Raw genomic sequence first — 14239 nt, forward strand, 5'->3', positions numbered from 1 at the left:
CTAGGAAAACACTCTGGAAAGAGTGGCCATAGAAGGTGATAGCCCTGTATCTGAAAGGGCCATTTCAGTGAAGACGAGTAGGGCGGGGCACGTGAAACCCTGTCTGAACATGGGGGGACCATCCTCCAAGGCTAAATACTACTGACCGACCGATAGTGAACCAGTACCGTGAGGGAAAGGCGAAAAGAACCCCGGAGAGGGGAGTGAAATAGAACCTGAAACCGTGTGCGTACAAGCAGTAGGAGCTCCGCAAGGAGTGACTGCGTACCTTTTGTATAATGGGTCAGCGACTTACTGTTCGTGGCAAGCTTAACCGTATAGGGGAGGCGAAGGGAAACCGAGTCTGATAAGGGCGCATAGTCGCGGGCAGTAGACCCGAAACCGGGTGATCTAGTCATGCCCAGGGTGAAGGTGCGGTAACACGCACTGGAGGCCCGAACCCACTCCCGTTGCAAAGGTAGGGGATGAGGTGTGATTAGGAGTGAAAAGCTAATCGAACCCGGAGATAGCTGGTTCTCCTCGAAAGCTATTTAGGTAGCGCCTCATATGTATCCTCTCGGGGGTAGAGCACTGTTATGGCTAGGGGGTCATCGCGACTTACCAAACCATTGCAAACTCCGAATACCGAGACGGACTGTATGGGAGACACACGGCGGGTGCTAACGTCCGTCGTGAAAAGGGAAACAACCCAGACCCACAGCTAAGGTCCCAAATTTTGTGCTAAGTGGAAAACCATGTGGAAAGGCACAGACAGCCAGGAGGTTGGCTTAGAAGCAGCCACCCTTTAAAGAAAGCGTAATAGCTCACTGGTCGAGTCGGTCTGCGGGGAAGATTTAACGGGGCTAAGCACAGAACCGAAGCTTGGGGTGTGCATATTTATATGTACGCGGTAGAGGAGCGTTCCGTAAGCCGTTGAAGGTGGATTGAGAAGTCTGCTGGAGGTATCGGAAGTGCGAATGCTGACATGAGTAACGATAATGCGGGTGAAAAACCCGCACGCCGAAAGCCCAAGGTTTCCTTGCGCAACGTTAATCGGCGCAGGGTGAGTCGGCCCCTAAGGCGAGGACGAAAGTCGTAGTCGATGGGAAGCAGGTTAATATTCCTGCACCTCGCGTAAGTGCGATGGAGGGACGGAGAAGGTTAGGTGTACCAGGCGTTGGTTGTCCTGGGGAAAGGCGGTAGGTTTGGATCTTTGGCAAATCCGGGATCCTTTAAGACCGAGCACCGAGACGAGCCTTTATGGCAAAGTCACTGATACCACGCTTCCAGGAAAAGCTCCTAAGCTTCAGCTTACGCAGACCGTACCGTAAACCGACACAGGTGGGTAGGATGAGAATTCTCAGGCGCTTGAGAGAACTCGGGTGAAGGAACTAGGCAACATGGCACCGTAACTTCGGGAGAAGGTGCACCCTTTTTGGTGGCTCGTGCGAGCTATAGCTGAAGAGGGTCGCAGTAACCAGGCCGCTGCGACTGTTTATCAAAAACACAGCACTCTGCAAACACGAAAGTGGACGTATAGGGTGTGACGCCTGCCCGGTGCTGGAAGGTTAATTGATGGGGTCAGCCGCAAGGCGAAGCTCTTGATCGAAGCCCCAGTAAACGGCGGCCGTAACTATAACGGTCCTAAGGTAGCGAAATTCCTTGTCGGGTAAGTTCCGACCTGCACGAATGGCGTAACGACAGCGGCGCTGTCTCCACCCGAGACTCAGTGAAATTGAAATCGCTGTGAAGATGCAGCGTTCCCGTGGCAAGACGGAAAGACCCCGTGAACCTTTACTATAGCTTTACACTGAACGTTGAGTTCGTCTGTGTAGGATAGGTGGGAGGCTATGAAACTGTGGCGCTAGCTGCAGTGGAGCCATCCTTGAAATACCACCCTGTCGTGCTTGACGTTCTAACCTGGGCCCATTATCTGGGTCGGGGACCGTGTATGGTGGGTAGTTTGACTGGGGCGGTCTCCTCCTAAAGAGTAACGGAGGAGCTCGAAGGTACGCTCAGCGCGGTCGGACATCGCGCACTGTGTGCAAAGGCATAAGCGTGCTTGACTGCAAGATCGACGGATCAAGCAGGTAGGAAACTAGGACTTAGTGATCCGGTGGTTCTGTATGGAAGGGCCATCGCTCAACGGATAAAAGGTACTCCGGGGATAACAGGCTGATACCGCCCAAGAGTTCATATCGACGGCGGTGTTTGGCACCTCGATGTCGGCTCATCACATCCTGGGGCTGTAGTCGGTCCCAAGGGTATGGCTGTTCGCCATTTAAAGTGGTACGCGAGCTGGGTTCAGAACGTCGTGAGACAGTTCGGTCCCTATCTGCCATGGGCGTTGGAGATTTGAGAGGGGCTGCTCCTAGTACGAGAGGACCGGAGTGGACGAACCTCTGGTGTTCCGGTTGTCACGCCAGTGGCATTGCCGGGTAGCTATGTTCGGAAGCGATAACCGCTGAAAGCATCTAAGCGGGAAGCGCGCCTCAAGATGAGATCTCCCGGGGCACAAGCCCCCTGAAGGAACCATGTAGACTACGTGGTTGATAGGTCAGGTGTGTAAGTACAGCAATGTATTGAGCTAACTGATACTAATGATCCGAGAGGCTTGACCATATAACCTCAAGTTGCCTTGGCTTTACGACAACGTCGTAAGAGCATCCAAGTGCACGCTACGTCACAAGATCCATGCGAGGCTGGCGCCTTGTCCCAAGGGACGAGTGCGACTCTCCAAAAGCCTCCCTGGTGAAATCAGCGCTGTGGAACCACCCGATCCCATCCCGAACTCGGAAGTGAAACGCAGCTGCGCCGATGGTAGTGTGGCTCAAGCCATGCGAGAGTAGGTCATCGCCAGGGTTTACACCCCAAAACCCCGCTGCTCACGCAGCGGGGTTTTTTCTTTGTGCGTTGCCGGCCAGCGGCCGGCACTACCGTTCGGCCCACGATGGGCCGATGACGCAGTAGATCCACGCCACGCGTGGATGTGCGGTAATCAACCAGCGAGAAAACCGTTGATCACGGCCGCAATCTGCGCCGGATGTTCCATATGCAGGTGGTGGTTGCCCGGGAACACCGCCAGGCGGCCATCACGCAGGTGCTGCAGGCGCTGGCTGCGACCCGGCTCCGGGTAGTAGGACTGCGCTGGCGTGGCGTAGATCACCTGGGTAGGGCAGGCGATGGCCTGCAGCAGGTTGTCGATCTGGCCTTCGCTGAGGCGGATGGCTTTGGGCAGCATCAGACGCGGATCGCTGCACCAGCGATAGCCGCCTTCCACCGGCTCCACGCCGCGTTCAACCAACAGGCGGGCACAGCCCTCGCTGAGCTGGTTGGTCATCATCCGCGCGCGGATGGGCGCGGCCAATACCGGAAACACGCGCAACTGCTTGCGGCCCAGGGCGCGGCTGGCATTCACATGCTCGCGCAGGCGGTCGGCGGTTTCTTCTTCCGGCCCGCGCAGGCCACCCAGCGCTTCAATGGCGATCAACCGCTCGACGCGATCGCTGACGGCCGCGGTGAGGCTGGCGATGCCCGCGCCCATCGAGTGGCCCATCAAGGTGAAGCGATCCCAGCCCAGCGCATCGGCGACATCCAGCACATGGGTGATGGCCGCAGGCGTGGTGTAGACCGCTCCGGCAGGCAGGTGGGCGCTGTGGCCGTGGCCGGGCAGATCGATGGCCACCAGTTCCACGCCAGCCAGATGCGGTGCCAGCGGCACAAAGCTGGCCGCGTTGTCCAACCAGCCGTGCAGGGCGAGGACGCGGGTGCCGCCGGGATGGCCGCCGCGCAGGCCGGCCACGCGCGCGCCATGGATCTCGATCTGGAACGGCTGCAGGCTCATGCCAGCGATGCCACTGCCAGGCGGGCCAGCGCTCGGGCGTGTTCGGGTTCGTCGTTCAGGCAGGGGATGTAGCGCATCTGCGCGCCGCGCTCGGCCAGGGTTTCAGTGAAACCCATGGCGACTTCTTCCAGCGTTTCCAGGCAGTCGGTGGCGAAGCCCGGACAGACCACGTCGATCTGCTTCACGCCCGACTCGGCCAGCGCCCACAGGCTGGGTTCTGCATACGGCTGCAGCCAGCGTTCGCGGCCGAAGCGCGACTGGTAGCCGAGCTGCCAGTCGTCCGCGCCCAGGCCCAGTGCCTTGGCGATGGCCTGCGCGCTGGCTTCGCAGCGCGCAGGGTACGGATCGCCGGCATCGGCCAGCCGCTGCGGGATGCCGTGGAAGGAAAACACCAGCTTCTGGCCACGGCCATGCTGCTGCCAGTAGCGCTGGATGGAGCCGGCGACGGCCGCGACCCAGTCCGGGTCGACCGAATAGTCCTGCACCAGGCTGACGGTGATGCCGGGATGGCGACGCTGCCAGGCATCGACGCGATCCTCGATCGACGCCGTGGTGGTGGTCGAATACTGCGGGTACAGCGGCAGTACGACGATGCGGCGCACCCCTTCGGCAACCAGACGGTCGAGCTCGGCGGTGAGCGCGGGCGCGCCGTAGCGCATGGCGTGGCGAACCCGCAGCGTCGGCAGCAGGGCCTGCATGGCTTCGGCCAGGCGGCGGGTATGCACCATCAATGGCGAGCCTTCCGGCAGCCACACCAGGGCGTATTTGGCCGCTGAACGACCGCTGCGCAGCGGCAGGATGAGCCCGCGCAGCAAGGGCTGCCAGAGCAGCGCCGGAATCGAGACCACGCGGGGGTCGGAAAGGAATTCAGCCAGATAACGGCGTACGGCGGGAGCCGTCGGCGTCTCGGGCGTGCCTAGGTTGACCGCCAGCACGGCGGTATCGGGTGCGTCGAGCATGTCCGACATTGTCGCCTATCCAGCGCCGCGTCGGCATGCACGGTGTGGAAGGTGTCGATGCAGGACGCCAATGCGCAGTGGCGGCGCTCATTGGATATTCATCACAACGCTACTAATTTCAGTCACTTGCTATATCTTCCTATGGACTGACTTCTGGAGCCCGCCATGCGTCGCCCGATCCAAGCCCTGCTGATCGCCGCCAGCCTGCTGTCCAGCCAGGCCATGGCCGGACCGCAGGAAGACCAGCGCGCCCGCAACGCGGTGCGTGTGCTGGCGGAAATCCAGGAAATTCCCGAGCAGGGGATTCCTGACAAGTTGCTCGACGAAGGCCGCGCGGTCATCGTCATTCCCGACACGATCAAGGCAGGTCTGGTCATCGGTGGCCGTCGAGGCCACGGTCTGATGTCGGTGCGCATGCCCAATGGCGCCTGGTCCAACCCGGTGTTCATCAAGCTCACCGGCGGCAGCATCGGCTTCCAGGCCGGCGTGCAGTCCTCCGACGTGGTGCTGGTGTTCCGCAACGACCGCAGCCTGGACAATCTGGTCAATGGCAAGTTCACCCTGGGCGCCGATGCCGGCGTGGCCGCCGGTCCAGTGGGCCGCAATGCCGCCGCTGCCACCGATGGCCAGCTGAAAGCCGAAATCTGGTCGTGGTCGCGCGCGCGCGGCCTGTTCGCCGGTGTGGCGCTGGATGGCGCGGTGCTGCAGATCGACGATGCCGCCAACCTGGATGCCTACGGCAGCAATACCACCCCGCGGATGATCTTCGAAGGCCGCTCGGCCGGGTCGCCGTCGATGGACGTGGTCGCCTTCCGTGACCGCCTGGAAGAGGCTACCTACGCCGCGCGCAACAACCGTACCGGCAACGGTGGCACCGCCAGCGCACCGCCGCCGCCGCCGGCCCAGGCGCCTGTTCAGGCACCGATGCCGGCCCCGGCCGAAGCGACGACCGCCCCGCTGCAGAACGTACCGCAGAACCCGCCGCCGCAGCAGGGCTTCCAGCCGGTCGGCGACGGCGAGATCCGTACCGAGACCCTGGGCGGCAACTGACTTTCGTCACGCGCGCCGGCTTACAGCCGGTGCGCTATGCTCGACAGCCTGATCACTACGTAACGAGCGTCTTTATGGGCGGTTTCAGCATCTGGCATTGGTTGATTGTCCTGGCCGTGGTTCTGTTGGTGTTCGGCACCAAGCGGCTGACCAGTGGCGCCAAGGATCTCGGCTCGGCGGTCAAGGAATTCAAGAAGGGCATGCGCGACGACGACACGCCGTCGGCGCAGCTGGGCGACGAATCGCGCAGCCAGGACGCCTCGCGCACCGCGCAGGACGAGCACGACCGCAACGCGCGTTGATCCGGAGCGGTTGCGGTGTTTGATATTGGTTTCAGCGAACTGCTGGTGATCGCGGTGGTCGCCTTGGTGGTGCTCGGTCCCGAGCGCCTGCCCAAGGCGGCCCGCTTCGCCGGCCTGTGGGTGCGCCGCGCCCGCAACCAGTGGGATTCGGTGAAGCAGGAACTGGAGCGCGAACTGCAGGCCGAGGAGATCAAGCGGCAGATGCAGGACGTGCGGCAGAGCATGCAGGACACCGAGAGCCAGCTGCGTGCCAGTGGTGAAGCAGTCCGCCGCGAGGCCGCGCAGGCGCAACAGCATGGCGATGCCCTGGCCCAGCAGGTGCGCGCGCCGGCGCCGGCGCAGACGCCGCCACATCTGGCCGAAGACCCCGCGATGCCCGCAGCGGCGCAGGACGGCGGTTCGATGCCGCCCACCTCTACCGACGTCGCCGCGGATGCTCCGGCGAACTCCGTGGCCGATGCGCCCATTCCGCCGGAGCGCCAGCCATGAGCGAACATGATTTTGGCGAAAGCTCGCTGGTCGAGCACCTGGTCGAACTGCGCGCGCGCCTGATCCGCGCGCTGCTGGGCTTCGGCGTGGTGCTGCTGGGGCTGTTGCCGTTCACCCAGAAGCTGTACAACGCGCTGGCCGAACCGCTGGTATCGCAGCTGCCGAACGGGCAGACGATGATTGCCACCAACCCGGCCGGTGCCTTCTTCGCGCCGCTGAAGCTGACCTGCTTCGTCGCTCTGTTCGTGGCCGTGCCGTGGCTGCTGTACCAGCTGTGGGCCTTCGTGGCGCCTGGCCTGTACGCGCGCGAGAAACGCCTGGCCGTGCCGCTGCTGGTGTCGTCGGTGCTGCTGTTCTACACCGGCTGCGCGTTTGCCTACTTCCTGGTGCTGCCGGCGGTATTCCACTTCCTCACCACCTTCAGCCCGGAAGTGATCGCGATCACCCCGGACGCGAATGCCTACCTGGATTTCGTGCTGGCCATCTTCTTTGCCTTCGGTGGCAGTTTCGAACTGCCGGTGGCGATGGTGATCCTGGTGCTGCTGGGCTGGGTGACGCCGCAGCAGTTCAAGGAAGGCCGCGGCTACGCGGTCGTCGGCATCTTCGTGCTGGCTGCGGTGCTGACTCCGCCGGACGTGGTATCGCAGCTGATGCTGGCGATTCCGATGTGCCTGCTGTACGAGCTGGGCATCCATGCCGCACGCTGGCTGGTGCCGTCGTCAGCGGTGAACAAACCCGCTGCGTAAAGCAAAAAAGGGGACGGAGGGGATTAAGTCGTGTGTGCATTCACGACTTAATCCCCTCCGTCCCCTTTTTTATCCACGCATGGCGTGGATCTACTGCGTTGCAGGTCAGGCGTGGAAGACGTCGTTCTGCGGCGGGGGGGCCGGCACCGGCGGTACGGCGCGGCTGCCGCGGTGGACGAACATCTGCTTCCAGGCGGCATAGACCGCGCCGACGTACAGCGGCATCACCACCGTGGTCAACACCAGCTGGGCAATGAAGGCCGCCGCCAGCGGGCCGCCGATCAGCATCGCGATCTGGATGACGATGACGAACAGGATGTAACCGCAGAACGCGGCGATCAGGCCCAGCAACGCGAACACGACCATCGCCACGATGTTCTCGATGCAGCCCTGCAGGCTCAGGCGCAGCGCGTGCATGCCGCTCTGCTTGTCGAACACCACCAGCGCCGGCTGGGTGAACATCGCCAGCGACATGCCCACGGCGGTGACGAACACCAGCAGCAGCCACAGCGCGATGCGCTTGGCCGGCAGGTTGGCCACCAGGCTGGCTGCATCATCCGGACTGATCTGCTGGCCGCTGCGGCTGATCTGTTCCATCTTGGTCATGACCTCGCTGAAGGCGGCAAAGCCTTCGCGGCCGATCATCAGGTACAGCAGCACGCCCAGCAGCAGGACCGCCAGCACCTGGATGGCCAGGGGCACCAGCAGGTGGCTGACGCGGTGGTCGCGGATCGGCTGCAGCAGGTGCGAGGCCAGGCCGGGGCGGCCTTCATCGATCTCGCCCATGGCATGGAGCATGCCGCCGAACATCACCGGTGAAATGGCCAGGGTCATCAACTGCACGGCCAGGCCGGCAGCGCCCGGGATCAGGGTCGACAGCAGGGTGACCACCCAGCTGACCACCAGCCAGGTGAGGCCGATCCGGGCCAGCTGCAGCGGCGCGCGCCGGTACAGCGAGAACGTATCCAGCAACCACTGGGCGCCCGCCGAAGCCGGCAGCTTGCGAATCTCTTTCATGGACATCCGGGGAGGGACAGGAGGGGCCGGGCGGCTGCCCGTGCCGCCGATTATCCCTGTTTTGCGACCGGCTGGGCTGAAGACTGGCGGGCCTGGCGGACGAAGCGGCGCAGCAGCTGGCGGGCCAGCGGTGCGGCACTGACCGCGCGTTCGATGCTGCGTGCGCAGCCGCCATGGCGGCCGATGCAGTCGGCGCGCGCACGGATGTAGCCGCGCATGTGGTGGGTGGCGAACTCGGGATGGAACTGCACGCCCCAGGCCTGGCGGCCCCAGCGGAAGGCATGGCAGCCATCCAGCGGCGAGCGCGCCAGCACGGCCGCACCGTCGGGCGCACGCAGTACGGTCTGCAGATGGGTGGCGTGCGCCGGAAAATGGCTGGGCAGGCCGCCGAACAGCGGATCCTCGGCGGCGGCCGGGTCCAGCGCCAGTTCGATCGTGCCCGACTCGCGCCCGGCCGGGTTGTAGGCCACTTCGCCGCCGAGCGCATGCGCCAGCAGCTGGTGGCCGTAGCAGATGCCGAACACCGGCATGCCGTCATGGGCAACCTGGCGCAGCCACGCGGCGCTGCGCTCGCTCCACTCGGCGTGGTCGGTGACGTAGGCCGCAGAGCCGGTCACCAGCACGCCGGCGAAGGCGCGGGCGTCGGGCAGCTGGCCACCGTGTTCGACATCCACCACCACCGTCTCGTGTTCTTCCAGCCCGGCGGCCACGCGGATCCAGTGCGGAAAACGGCCATAGCGCCGCAGCGAGGGCACCGGGCGGCCGGTTTCAAGGATCAGGAACGGAGCTGGATTCATCCGGGGGCGGCAGGACTGACAGGACTTCCTCGATTGTAGTCAGCCCCTGCGCCACCTTTTCAAGCCCCGCCTGGCGCAGGGTGCGCAGTCCTTCAGCCTGCGCGGCACGGCCGAAAGCGGCCAGATCCATGTCTGCGCGGATCAGCCTGCGCAGCCGCGAACCCAATGGCAGCAACTCATACAGGCCGATACGGCCGAGGAAACCGGTGCGCCGGCACTCCAGGCAGCCGACCGGCCGACAGGGCGTGGCGGCATCTGGATATGCAGCATGGCTATCAGTCAGCACCGCCCAGTCGGACGGGCCGAGGGTGTGCGGCTGCTTGCAGTGCGGGCACAGGGTGCGCACCAGGCGCTGGGCCAGGATGCCGTTGATGGTGCTGGCCAGCAGGTAGTGCGGCACGCCGATGTCGAGCAGGCGGGTGATGGCCGACGCTGCATCGTTGGTGTGCAGGGTGGAGAGCACCAGGTGGCCGGTCAGCGAGGCCTGCACCGCCATCTGCGCGGTTTCCAGGTCGCGGATCTCGCCGATCATGATGATGTCCGGGTCCTGCCGCAGCAGGGTGCGCACGCCGCTGGCGAAGTCCAGGTCGATGTTGGCCTGCACCTGCATCTGGTTGAACTCCGGCGAGATCATCTCGATCGGGTCTTCCACGGTGCACACGTTCACGTCCGGCGTGGCCAGCCGCTTCAGGGTGGAATACAGGGTGGTGGTCTTGCCCGAACCGGTGGGGCCGGTGACCAGCACGATGCCGTGCGGGCGCTCGACCAGGGCGGTCCAGCCGGCGGCTTCCTGCGGGCTGAAACCGAGCTGGTCGATGCTCTTGAACGCCGCATCCGGGTCGAAGATGCGCATCACGCACTTCTCGCCGAAGGCGGTGGGCATGGTCGACAGGCGCATCTCGACCTCGCGGCCGCCCGGCGAACGGGTCTTGATGCGGCCGTCCTGCGGGCGCCGGCGCTCGGCCAGATCCATGCGGCCGAGCACCTTGATGCGGCTGACCACGGCGGTCATCACCGCCGGCGGCACCTCGAACACCTTGTGCAGCACGCCGTCGATGCGGAAGCGCATGCGCCCCATCTCGCGGCGCGGTTCCAGGTGGATGTCCGAGGCGCGCTGTTCATAGGCGTACTGCAGCAGCCAGTCGACGATGTGGACGATGTGCTGGTCGTCGGCGTTGACGTCGCCGGCGCGGCCCAGCTCGACCAGCTGTTCGAAGCTGGGCAGGGTGGCATTGGCTTCGCCGCGCACATCGCCGCGGGCCCCGCGCACCGAGCGGGTGACCCCGAAGAACTCCATGGTGTAGCGGTGCAGGTCCAGCGGGTTGACCATCGCCAGTTCGATCTGGCGCCGGGTCAGGTGCTGCAGGTCGCGGCGCCATTCCTGCGCCAGCGGCTCGCTGGTAGCCACCAGCACGCGTTCGGCATCCACCGCCAGTGGCAGGAAGCGGTGGCGGCGGGCATAGGCGTGCGAGGCCACGGCGGTGGCCGCGGCGACGTCGACGCGGGTCGGGTCGATGCGCAGGTAGCGGCAGCCGGTGCGCCGGGCCAGCCATTCGGTCAGGCGTTCCAGGCTCAGCTCGCCGCCCTCGCTGGCGGCCAGCTTGAGGTTGGACAGCAGCACCAGTGGATGCACCTCGCTGGCATTGCGCGCGCCCTGTGCGGAAAAGCGCACGCGGTCGCGGTCATGTTCGGCGATGAGGCCATCGGCCAGTGCGGCAGCGGCCACCTGCTCGAACTGCAGGCGCCCTGGCGGCAACGGGGCCGGTGCCCCGGGCGTGCCTGCCGGCAGCCGGTGTTCCATCTGCCTGCTCCTCCCGGGTACGGAATGCCCCGCAGGTCGGCCGTTATACTAGCGCACCCCTCTGCCGGCCAAGAATCGTCCGCATGTCCGCGACCCCGACCGTTCCGATCACCTTCCAGGGCCTGATCCAGACCCTGAACCAGTTCTGGGCCCAGCAGGGCTGCGTGCTCATCCAGCCGCTCGACCTGGAGGTGGGCGCCGGTACGTTCCACCCGGCCACCTTCCTGCGTGCGATCGGCCCGGAAGGCTGGAACGCGGCCTATGTGCAGCCTTCGCGCCGCCCGACCGACGGCCGCTACGGCGAGAACCCGAACCGCCTGCAGCGCTACTACCAGTACCAGGTGGCGATGAAGCCGGCGCCGGACAACATCCAGCAGCTGTACCTGGATTCGCTGAAGGCACTGGGCATCGACCCGCTGGTGCACGATCTGCGCTTCGTCGAGGACAACTGGGAGTCGCCGACCCTGGGCGCCTGGGGCCTGGGCTGGGAAGTCTGGCTCAACAGCATGGAAGTGACGCAGTTCACCTACTTCCAGCAGGCCGGCGGCCTGGAATGCCGCCCGGTGCTGGGCGAGATCACCTACGGTCTCGAGCGCCTGTGCATGTACCTGCAGAACTGCGACAACGTCTACGACCTGGTCTGGACCTACGGCCCGGACGGCCAGCCGGTGACCTACGGCGATGTGTACCACCAGAACGAAGTGGAGCAGAGCACCTACAACTTCGAACACGCCGACGTGGAAGAGATGTTCCACCGCTTCGACGCGTGCGAGCGCGAGGCGCAGAAGCTGGTGGAGGTGAACCTGCCGCTGCCGGCCTACGAACAGGTGATGAAGGCCAGCCACACCTTCAACCTGCTCGATGCGCGCCGCGCGATCAGCGTGACCGAACGCCAGCGCTACATCCTGCGCGTGCGTGCGTTGGCCCAGGCGGTGGCCAAGGCCTACTACGAGCAGCGCGAGAAGCTGGGCTTCCCGGGCGCGAAGAAGGCCTGAGGGCCGCGCTTTCCACCACTTCCGGGCGCCGGTCGCGTTGCGCGCTGCGCCCCCACCACAGGATTGAAACGATGAGCCAACTGTCCCCCCTGCTGATCGAACTGGGCACCGAAGAGCTGCCCGTAAAGGCGCTGCCGGGCCTGGCCCAGGCCTTCTTCGACGGCGTTGTCGACGGCCTGCGCAAGCGCGGCGTCGAACTGGAACTGGGTGATGCCCGCCCGCTGTCGACCCCGCGCCGCCTGGCCGTGCTGCTGCCCGGCGTCGGCCTGGAACAGCCCGAACAGCGCAGCGAAGTGCTGGGCCCGTACCTGAACATCGCGCTGGACGCCGAAGGCCAGCCGACCAAGGCGCTGCAGGGTTTTGCCGCCAAGGCCGGGATCGACTGGACCGCGCTGGAAAAGACCAGTGACAACAAGGGCGAGCGCTTCGTGCACCGTGCGGTGAGCCCGGGCGCGCGCACCGCCGCGCTGCTGCCTGAGATCCTGCGCGAAGCCATCGCCGCGATGCCGATTCCCAAGCCGATGCGCTGGGGTGACCACGACTGGGGCTTCGCCCGCCCGGCGCACTGGCTGGTGCTGCTGCACGGCGCCGACGTGGTCGAGGCCGAGCTGTTCGGCCTGAAGGCCGACCGCATGAGCCGCGGCCACCGCTTCCACCACGACAAGACCGTGTGGCTGAGCCAGCCGCAGGATTACGTGGAATCGCTGCGTGCGGCCAAGGTGCTGGTCGACCCGGCCGAGCGCCGCGAGCGCATCGTGGCCGAGGTCGAGGCCGCTGCTGGCCAGGCCGGTGGCAGCGCCCGCATCACCGAGGACAACCTGGAGCAGGTGGTGAACCTGGTCGAGTGGCCGGCGGCGGTGCTGTGCAGCTTCGAGCGCGCGTTCCTGGCGGTGCCGCAGGAAGCGCTGATCGAGACGATGGAGATCAACCAGAAGTTCTTCCCGGTGCTGGATGACAGCGGCAAGCTGACCGAGAAGTTCATCGGCATCGCCAACATCGAATCGAAGGACGTGGCCGAAGTGGCCAAGGGCTACGAGCGCGTGATCCGCCCGCGCTTTGCCGATGCCAAGTTCTTCTTCGACGAGGACCTGAAGCAGGGCCTGGAATCGATGGGTGATGGCCTGAAGACGGTGACCTACCAGGCCAAGCTGGGCAGCGTGGCCGACAAGGTGGCGCGCGTGTCGGCGCTGGCCGAAGTGATCGCGCCGCAGGTCGGTGCCGACCCGGTGCTGGCCAAGCGTGCCGCGCAGCTGGCCAAGAACGACCTGCAGTCGCGCATGGTCAATGAATTCCCGGAGCTGCAGGGCATCGCCGGCCGCCACTACGCCGTGGCCGGGGGCGAATCGCCGGAGGTGGCGCTGGCCATCGACGAGGCCTACCAGCCGCGCTTCGGTGGCGATGACATCGCGCTGTCGCCGCTGGGCAAGGTGCTGGCCATTGCCGAGCGCGTGGACACCCTGGCCGGTGGTTTCGCCGCAGGCCTGAAGCCGACCGGCAACAAGGACCCGTTTGCCCTGCGCCGCAACGCGCTGGGCCTGGCCCGCACCATCATCGAGAGCGGTTTCGAGCTGGACCTGCGCGCACTGCTGGCCAGTGCCAACGCGGGCCTGGCCGCACGCAGCGTGCAGGCCGACGTGGGCGAGCTGTACGACTTCATCCTCGACCGCCTGAAGGGCTACTACGCCGACAAGGGCGTGCCGGCCACGCACTTCAACGCAGTGGCCGAGCTGAAGCCGGCCTCGCTGTACGACTTCGACCGCCGCCTGGATGCGATCGGCACGTTCGCCGCGCTGCCGGAAGCCGAGGCGCTGGCAGCAGCCAACAAGCGCATCCGCAACATCCTGCGCAAGGCCGAGGGTGATATTCCGGGCCAGATCGATGCGTCGCTGCTGCAGGAAGATGCCGAGCGCGCGCTGGCCGAAGCGGTGACCGCAGCCATCGACGATACCGGCGCCAGCCTGCACCAGAAGGACTACGTGGCCGTGCTGGCGCGCCTGGCCCGCCTGCGCCCGCAGGTCGATGCGTTCTTCGATGGGGTGATGGTGAATGCCGAAGACCCGGCGCTGCGTGGCAACCGCCTGGCGCTGCTGACGATGCTGGGCGAGCGGCTGGGCGCGGTGGCGGCGATCGAGCATCTGTCGAGCTGAGGGGAATGCCCATCCACGCATGGCGTGGATCTACGGGGCGTGGATGAATCGGTAGTGCCGGCCGCTGGCCGGCATTTCCATGGTTGCCGGCCACAGGTCGGCAGAGAGGCGTG

Annotated in this window: 11 protein-coding genes and 2 rRNA genes (1 of these 13 only partly in view); 8 read left to right on the forward strand and 5 right to left on the reverse strand. The window is 65.2% G+C overall.

The annotated features are described in order from the left end of the window. Both ACQKDV_RS04985 and rrf read left to right on the forward strand, forming a co-directional pair. Positions 1-2601, forward strand: a 23S ribosomal RNA gene (locus ACQKDV_RS04985); it begins 280 nt to the left of the window's first position. 125 nt (positions 2602-2726) lie between these two features. Beyond that, positions 2727-2841 (forward strand): 5S ribosomal RNA (gene rrf / locus ACQKDV_RS04990). Positions 2842-2977: 136 nt separating this feature from the next. On the opposite strand, the gene ACQKDV_RS04995 is transcribed toward rrf, so the two are convergent. Beyond that, positions 2978-3823, reverse strand: a complete 846-nt coding sequence (locus ACQKDV_RS04995) for an alpha/beta fold hydrolase (protein WP_427782681.1) — start codon at positions 3821-3823, stop codon at positions 2978-2980. Continuing rightward, positions 3820-4782 carry a ferrochelatase gene (gene hemH / locus ACQKDV_RS05000; protein WP_427782704.1) on the reverse strand — a complete coding sequence of 321 codons (963 nt, stop codon included), beginning with the start codon at positions 4780-4782 and terminating at the stop codon, positions 3820-3822. Before hemH ends, ACQKDV_RS04995 begins: the two co-directional genes overlap by 4 nt. A 165-nt stretch (positions 4783-4947) precedes the next feature. On the opposite strand from hemH, the gene ACQKDV_RS05005 reads away from it, so the two are divergent. From ACQKDV_RS05005 to tatC, 4 genes are all read left to right on the forward strand, one after another. Next, positions 4948-5832 (forward strand): lipid-binding SYLF domain-containing protein, encoded by an 885-nt coding sequence (locus tag ACQKDV_RS05005; RefSeq protein WP_427782682.1) that lies wholly within the window; start codon positions 4948-4950, stop codon positions 5830-5832. 74 nt (positions 5833-5906) lie between these two features. After that, positions 5907-6134 carry a Sec-independent protein translocase subunit TatA gene (gene tatA / locus ACQKDV_RS05010; RefSeq protein ID WP_427782683.1) on the forward strand — a complete coding sequence of 76 codons (228 nt, stop codon included), beginning with the start codon at positions 5907-5909 and terminating at the stop codon, positions 6132-6134. Positions 6135-6149: 15 nt separating this feature from the next. After that, positions 6150-6623 (forward strand): Sec-independent protein translocase protein TatB, encoded by a 474-nt coding sequence (gene tatB / locus ACQKDV_RS05015; protein WP_427782684.1) that lies wholly within the window; start codon positions 6150-6152, stop codon positions 6621-6623. After that, positions 6620-7369 (forward strand): twin-arginine translocase subunit TatC, encoded by a 750-nt coding sequence (gene tatC / locus ACQKDV_RS05020; protein ID WP_427782685.1) that lies wholly within the window; start codon positions 6620-6622, stop codon positions 7367-7369. Before tatB ends, tatC begins: the two co-directional genes overlap by 4 nt. A gap of 105 nt (positions 7370-7474) precedes the next feature. Here tatC and ACQKDV_RS05025 read toward each other — a convergent pair whose 3' ends face one another. Genes ACQKDV_RS05025 through ACQKDV_RS05035 form a run of 3 tightly spaced genes read right to left on the reverse strand, consistent with a single transcriptional unit; the run spans position 7475 to position 10984 of the window. After that, a complete protein-coding gene (locus ACQKDV_RS05025; RefSeq protein WP_427782686.1) occupies positions 7475-8386 on the reverse strand; it encodes a BPSS1780 family membrane protein in 912 nt (303 codons plus the stop codon). A gap of 50 nt (positions 8387-8436) precedes the next feature. Further along, positions 8437-9183, reverse strand: coding sequence for a glutamine amidotransferase (locus ACQKDV_RS05030; protein ID WP_427782687.1), 747 nt, complete (start codon positions 9181-9183; stop codon positions 8437-8439). After that, a complete protein-coding gene (locus tag ACQKDV_RS05035) occupies positions 9155-10984 on the reverse strand; it encodes a GspE/PulE family protein (protein WP_427782688.1) in 1830 nt (609 codons plus the stop codon). Before ACQKDV_RS05035 ends, ACQKDV_RS05030 begins: the two co-directional genes overlap by 29 nt. 83 nt (positions 10985-11067) lie before the next feature. Between ACQKDV_RS05035 and glyQ the strand changes: the two genes are divergently transcribed. Both glyQ and glyS read left to right on the forward strand, forming a co-directional pair. Further along, the gene (gene glyQ, locus ACQKDV_RS05040; protein ID WP_427782689.1) at positions 11068-11979 is read left to right on the forward strand and encodes a glycine--tRNA ligase subunit alpha; all 912 of its coding nucleotides are present in this window, start codon (positions 11068-11070) and stop codon (positions 11977-11979) included. 71 nt (positions 11980-12050) lie between these two features. Beyond that, positions 12051-14126 (forward strand): glycine--tRNA ligase subunit beta, encoded by a 2076-nt coding sequence (gene glyS, locus ACQKDV_RS05045; protein ID WP_427782690.1) that lies wholly within the window; start codon positions 12051-12053, stop codon positions 14124-14126. Positions 14127-14239 lie beyond the last annotated feature (113 nt).

The sequence above is a fragment of the Stenotrophomonas sp. NPDC077659 genome (genome assembly GCF_050268705.1).
Classification (GTDB): domain Bacteria; phylum Pseudomonadota; class Gammaproteobacteria; order Xanthomonadales; family Xanthomonadaceae; genus Stenotrophomonas.

Coding starts and splice junctions, on each gene's coding strand:
- ACQKDV_RS04995 (WP_427782681.1), bottom strand. CDS start 3,823: ATGAGCCTGCAGCCGTTCCAGATCGAGATCCATGGCGCGCGCGTGGCC.
- tatC (WP_427782685.1), top strand. CDS start 6,620: ATGAGCGAACATGATTTTGGCGAAAGCTCGCTGGTCGAGCACCTGGTC.
- glyQ (WP_427782689.1), top strand. CDS start 11,068: ATGTCCGCGACCCCGACCGTTCCGATCACCTTCCAGGGCCTGATCCAG.
- ACQKDV_RS05025 (WP_427782686.1), bottom strand. CDS start 8,386: ATGAAAGAGATTCGCAAGCTGCCGGCTTCGGCGGGCGCCCAGTGGTTG.
- ACQKDV_RS05030 (WP_427782687.1), bottom strand. CDS start 9,183: ATGAATCCAGCTCCGTTCCTGATCCTTGAAACCGGCCGCCCGGTGCCC.
- glyS (WP_427782690.1), top strand. CDS start 12,051: ATGAGCCAACTGTCCCCCCTGCTGATCGAACTGGGCACCGAAGAGCTG.
- hemH (WP_427782704.1), bottom strand. CDS start 4,782: ATGCTCGACGCACCCGATACCGCCGTGCTGGCGGTCAACCTAGGCACG.
- tatA (WP_427782683.1), top strand. CDS start 5,907: ATGGGCGGTTTCAGCATCTGGCATTGGTTGATTGTCCTGGCCGTGGTT.
- ACQKDV_RS05035 (WP_427782688.1), bottom strand. CDS start 10,984: ATGGAACACCGGCTGCCGGCAGGCACGCCCGGGGCACCGGCCCCGTTG.
- ACQKDV_RS05005 (WP_427782682.1), top strand. CDS start 4,948: ATGCGTCGCCCGATCCAAGCCCTGCTGATCGCCGCCAGCCTGCTGTCC.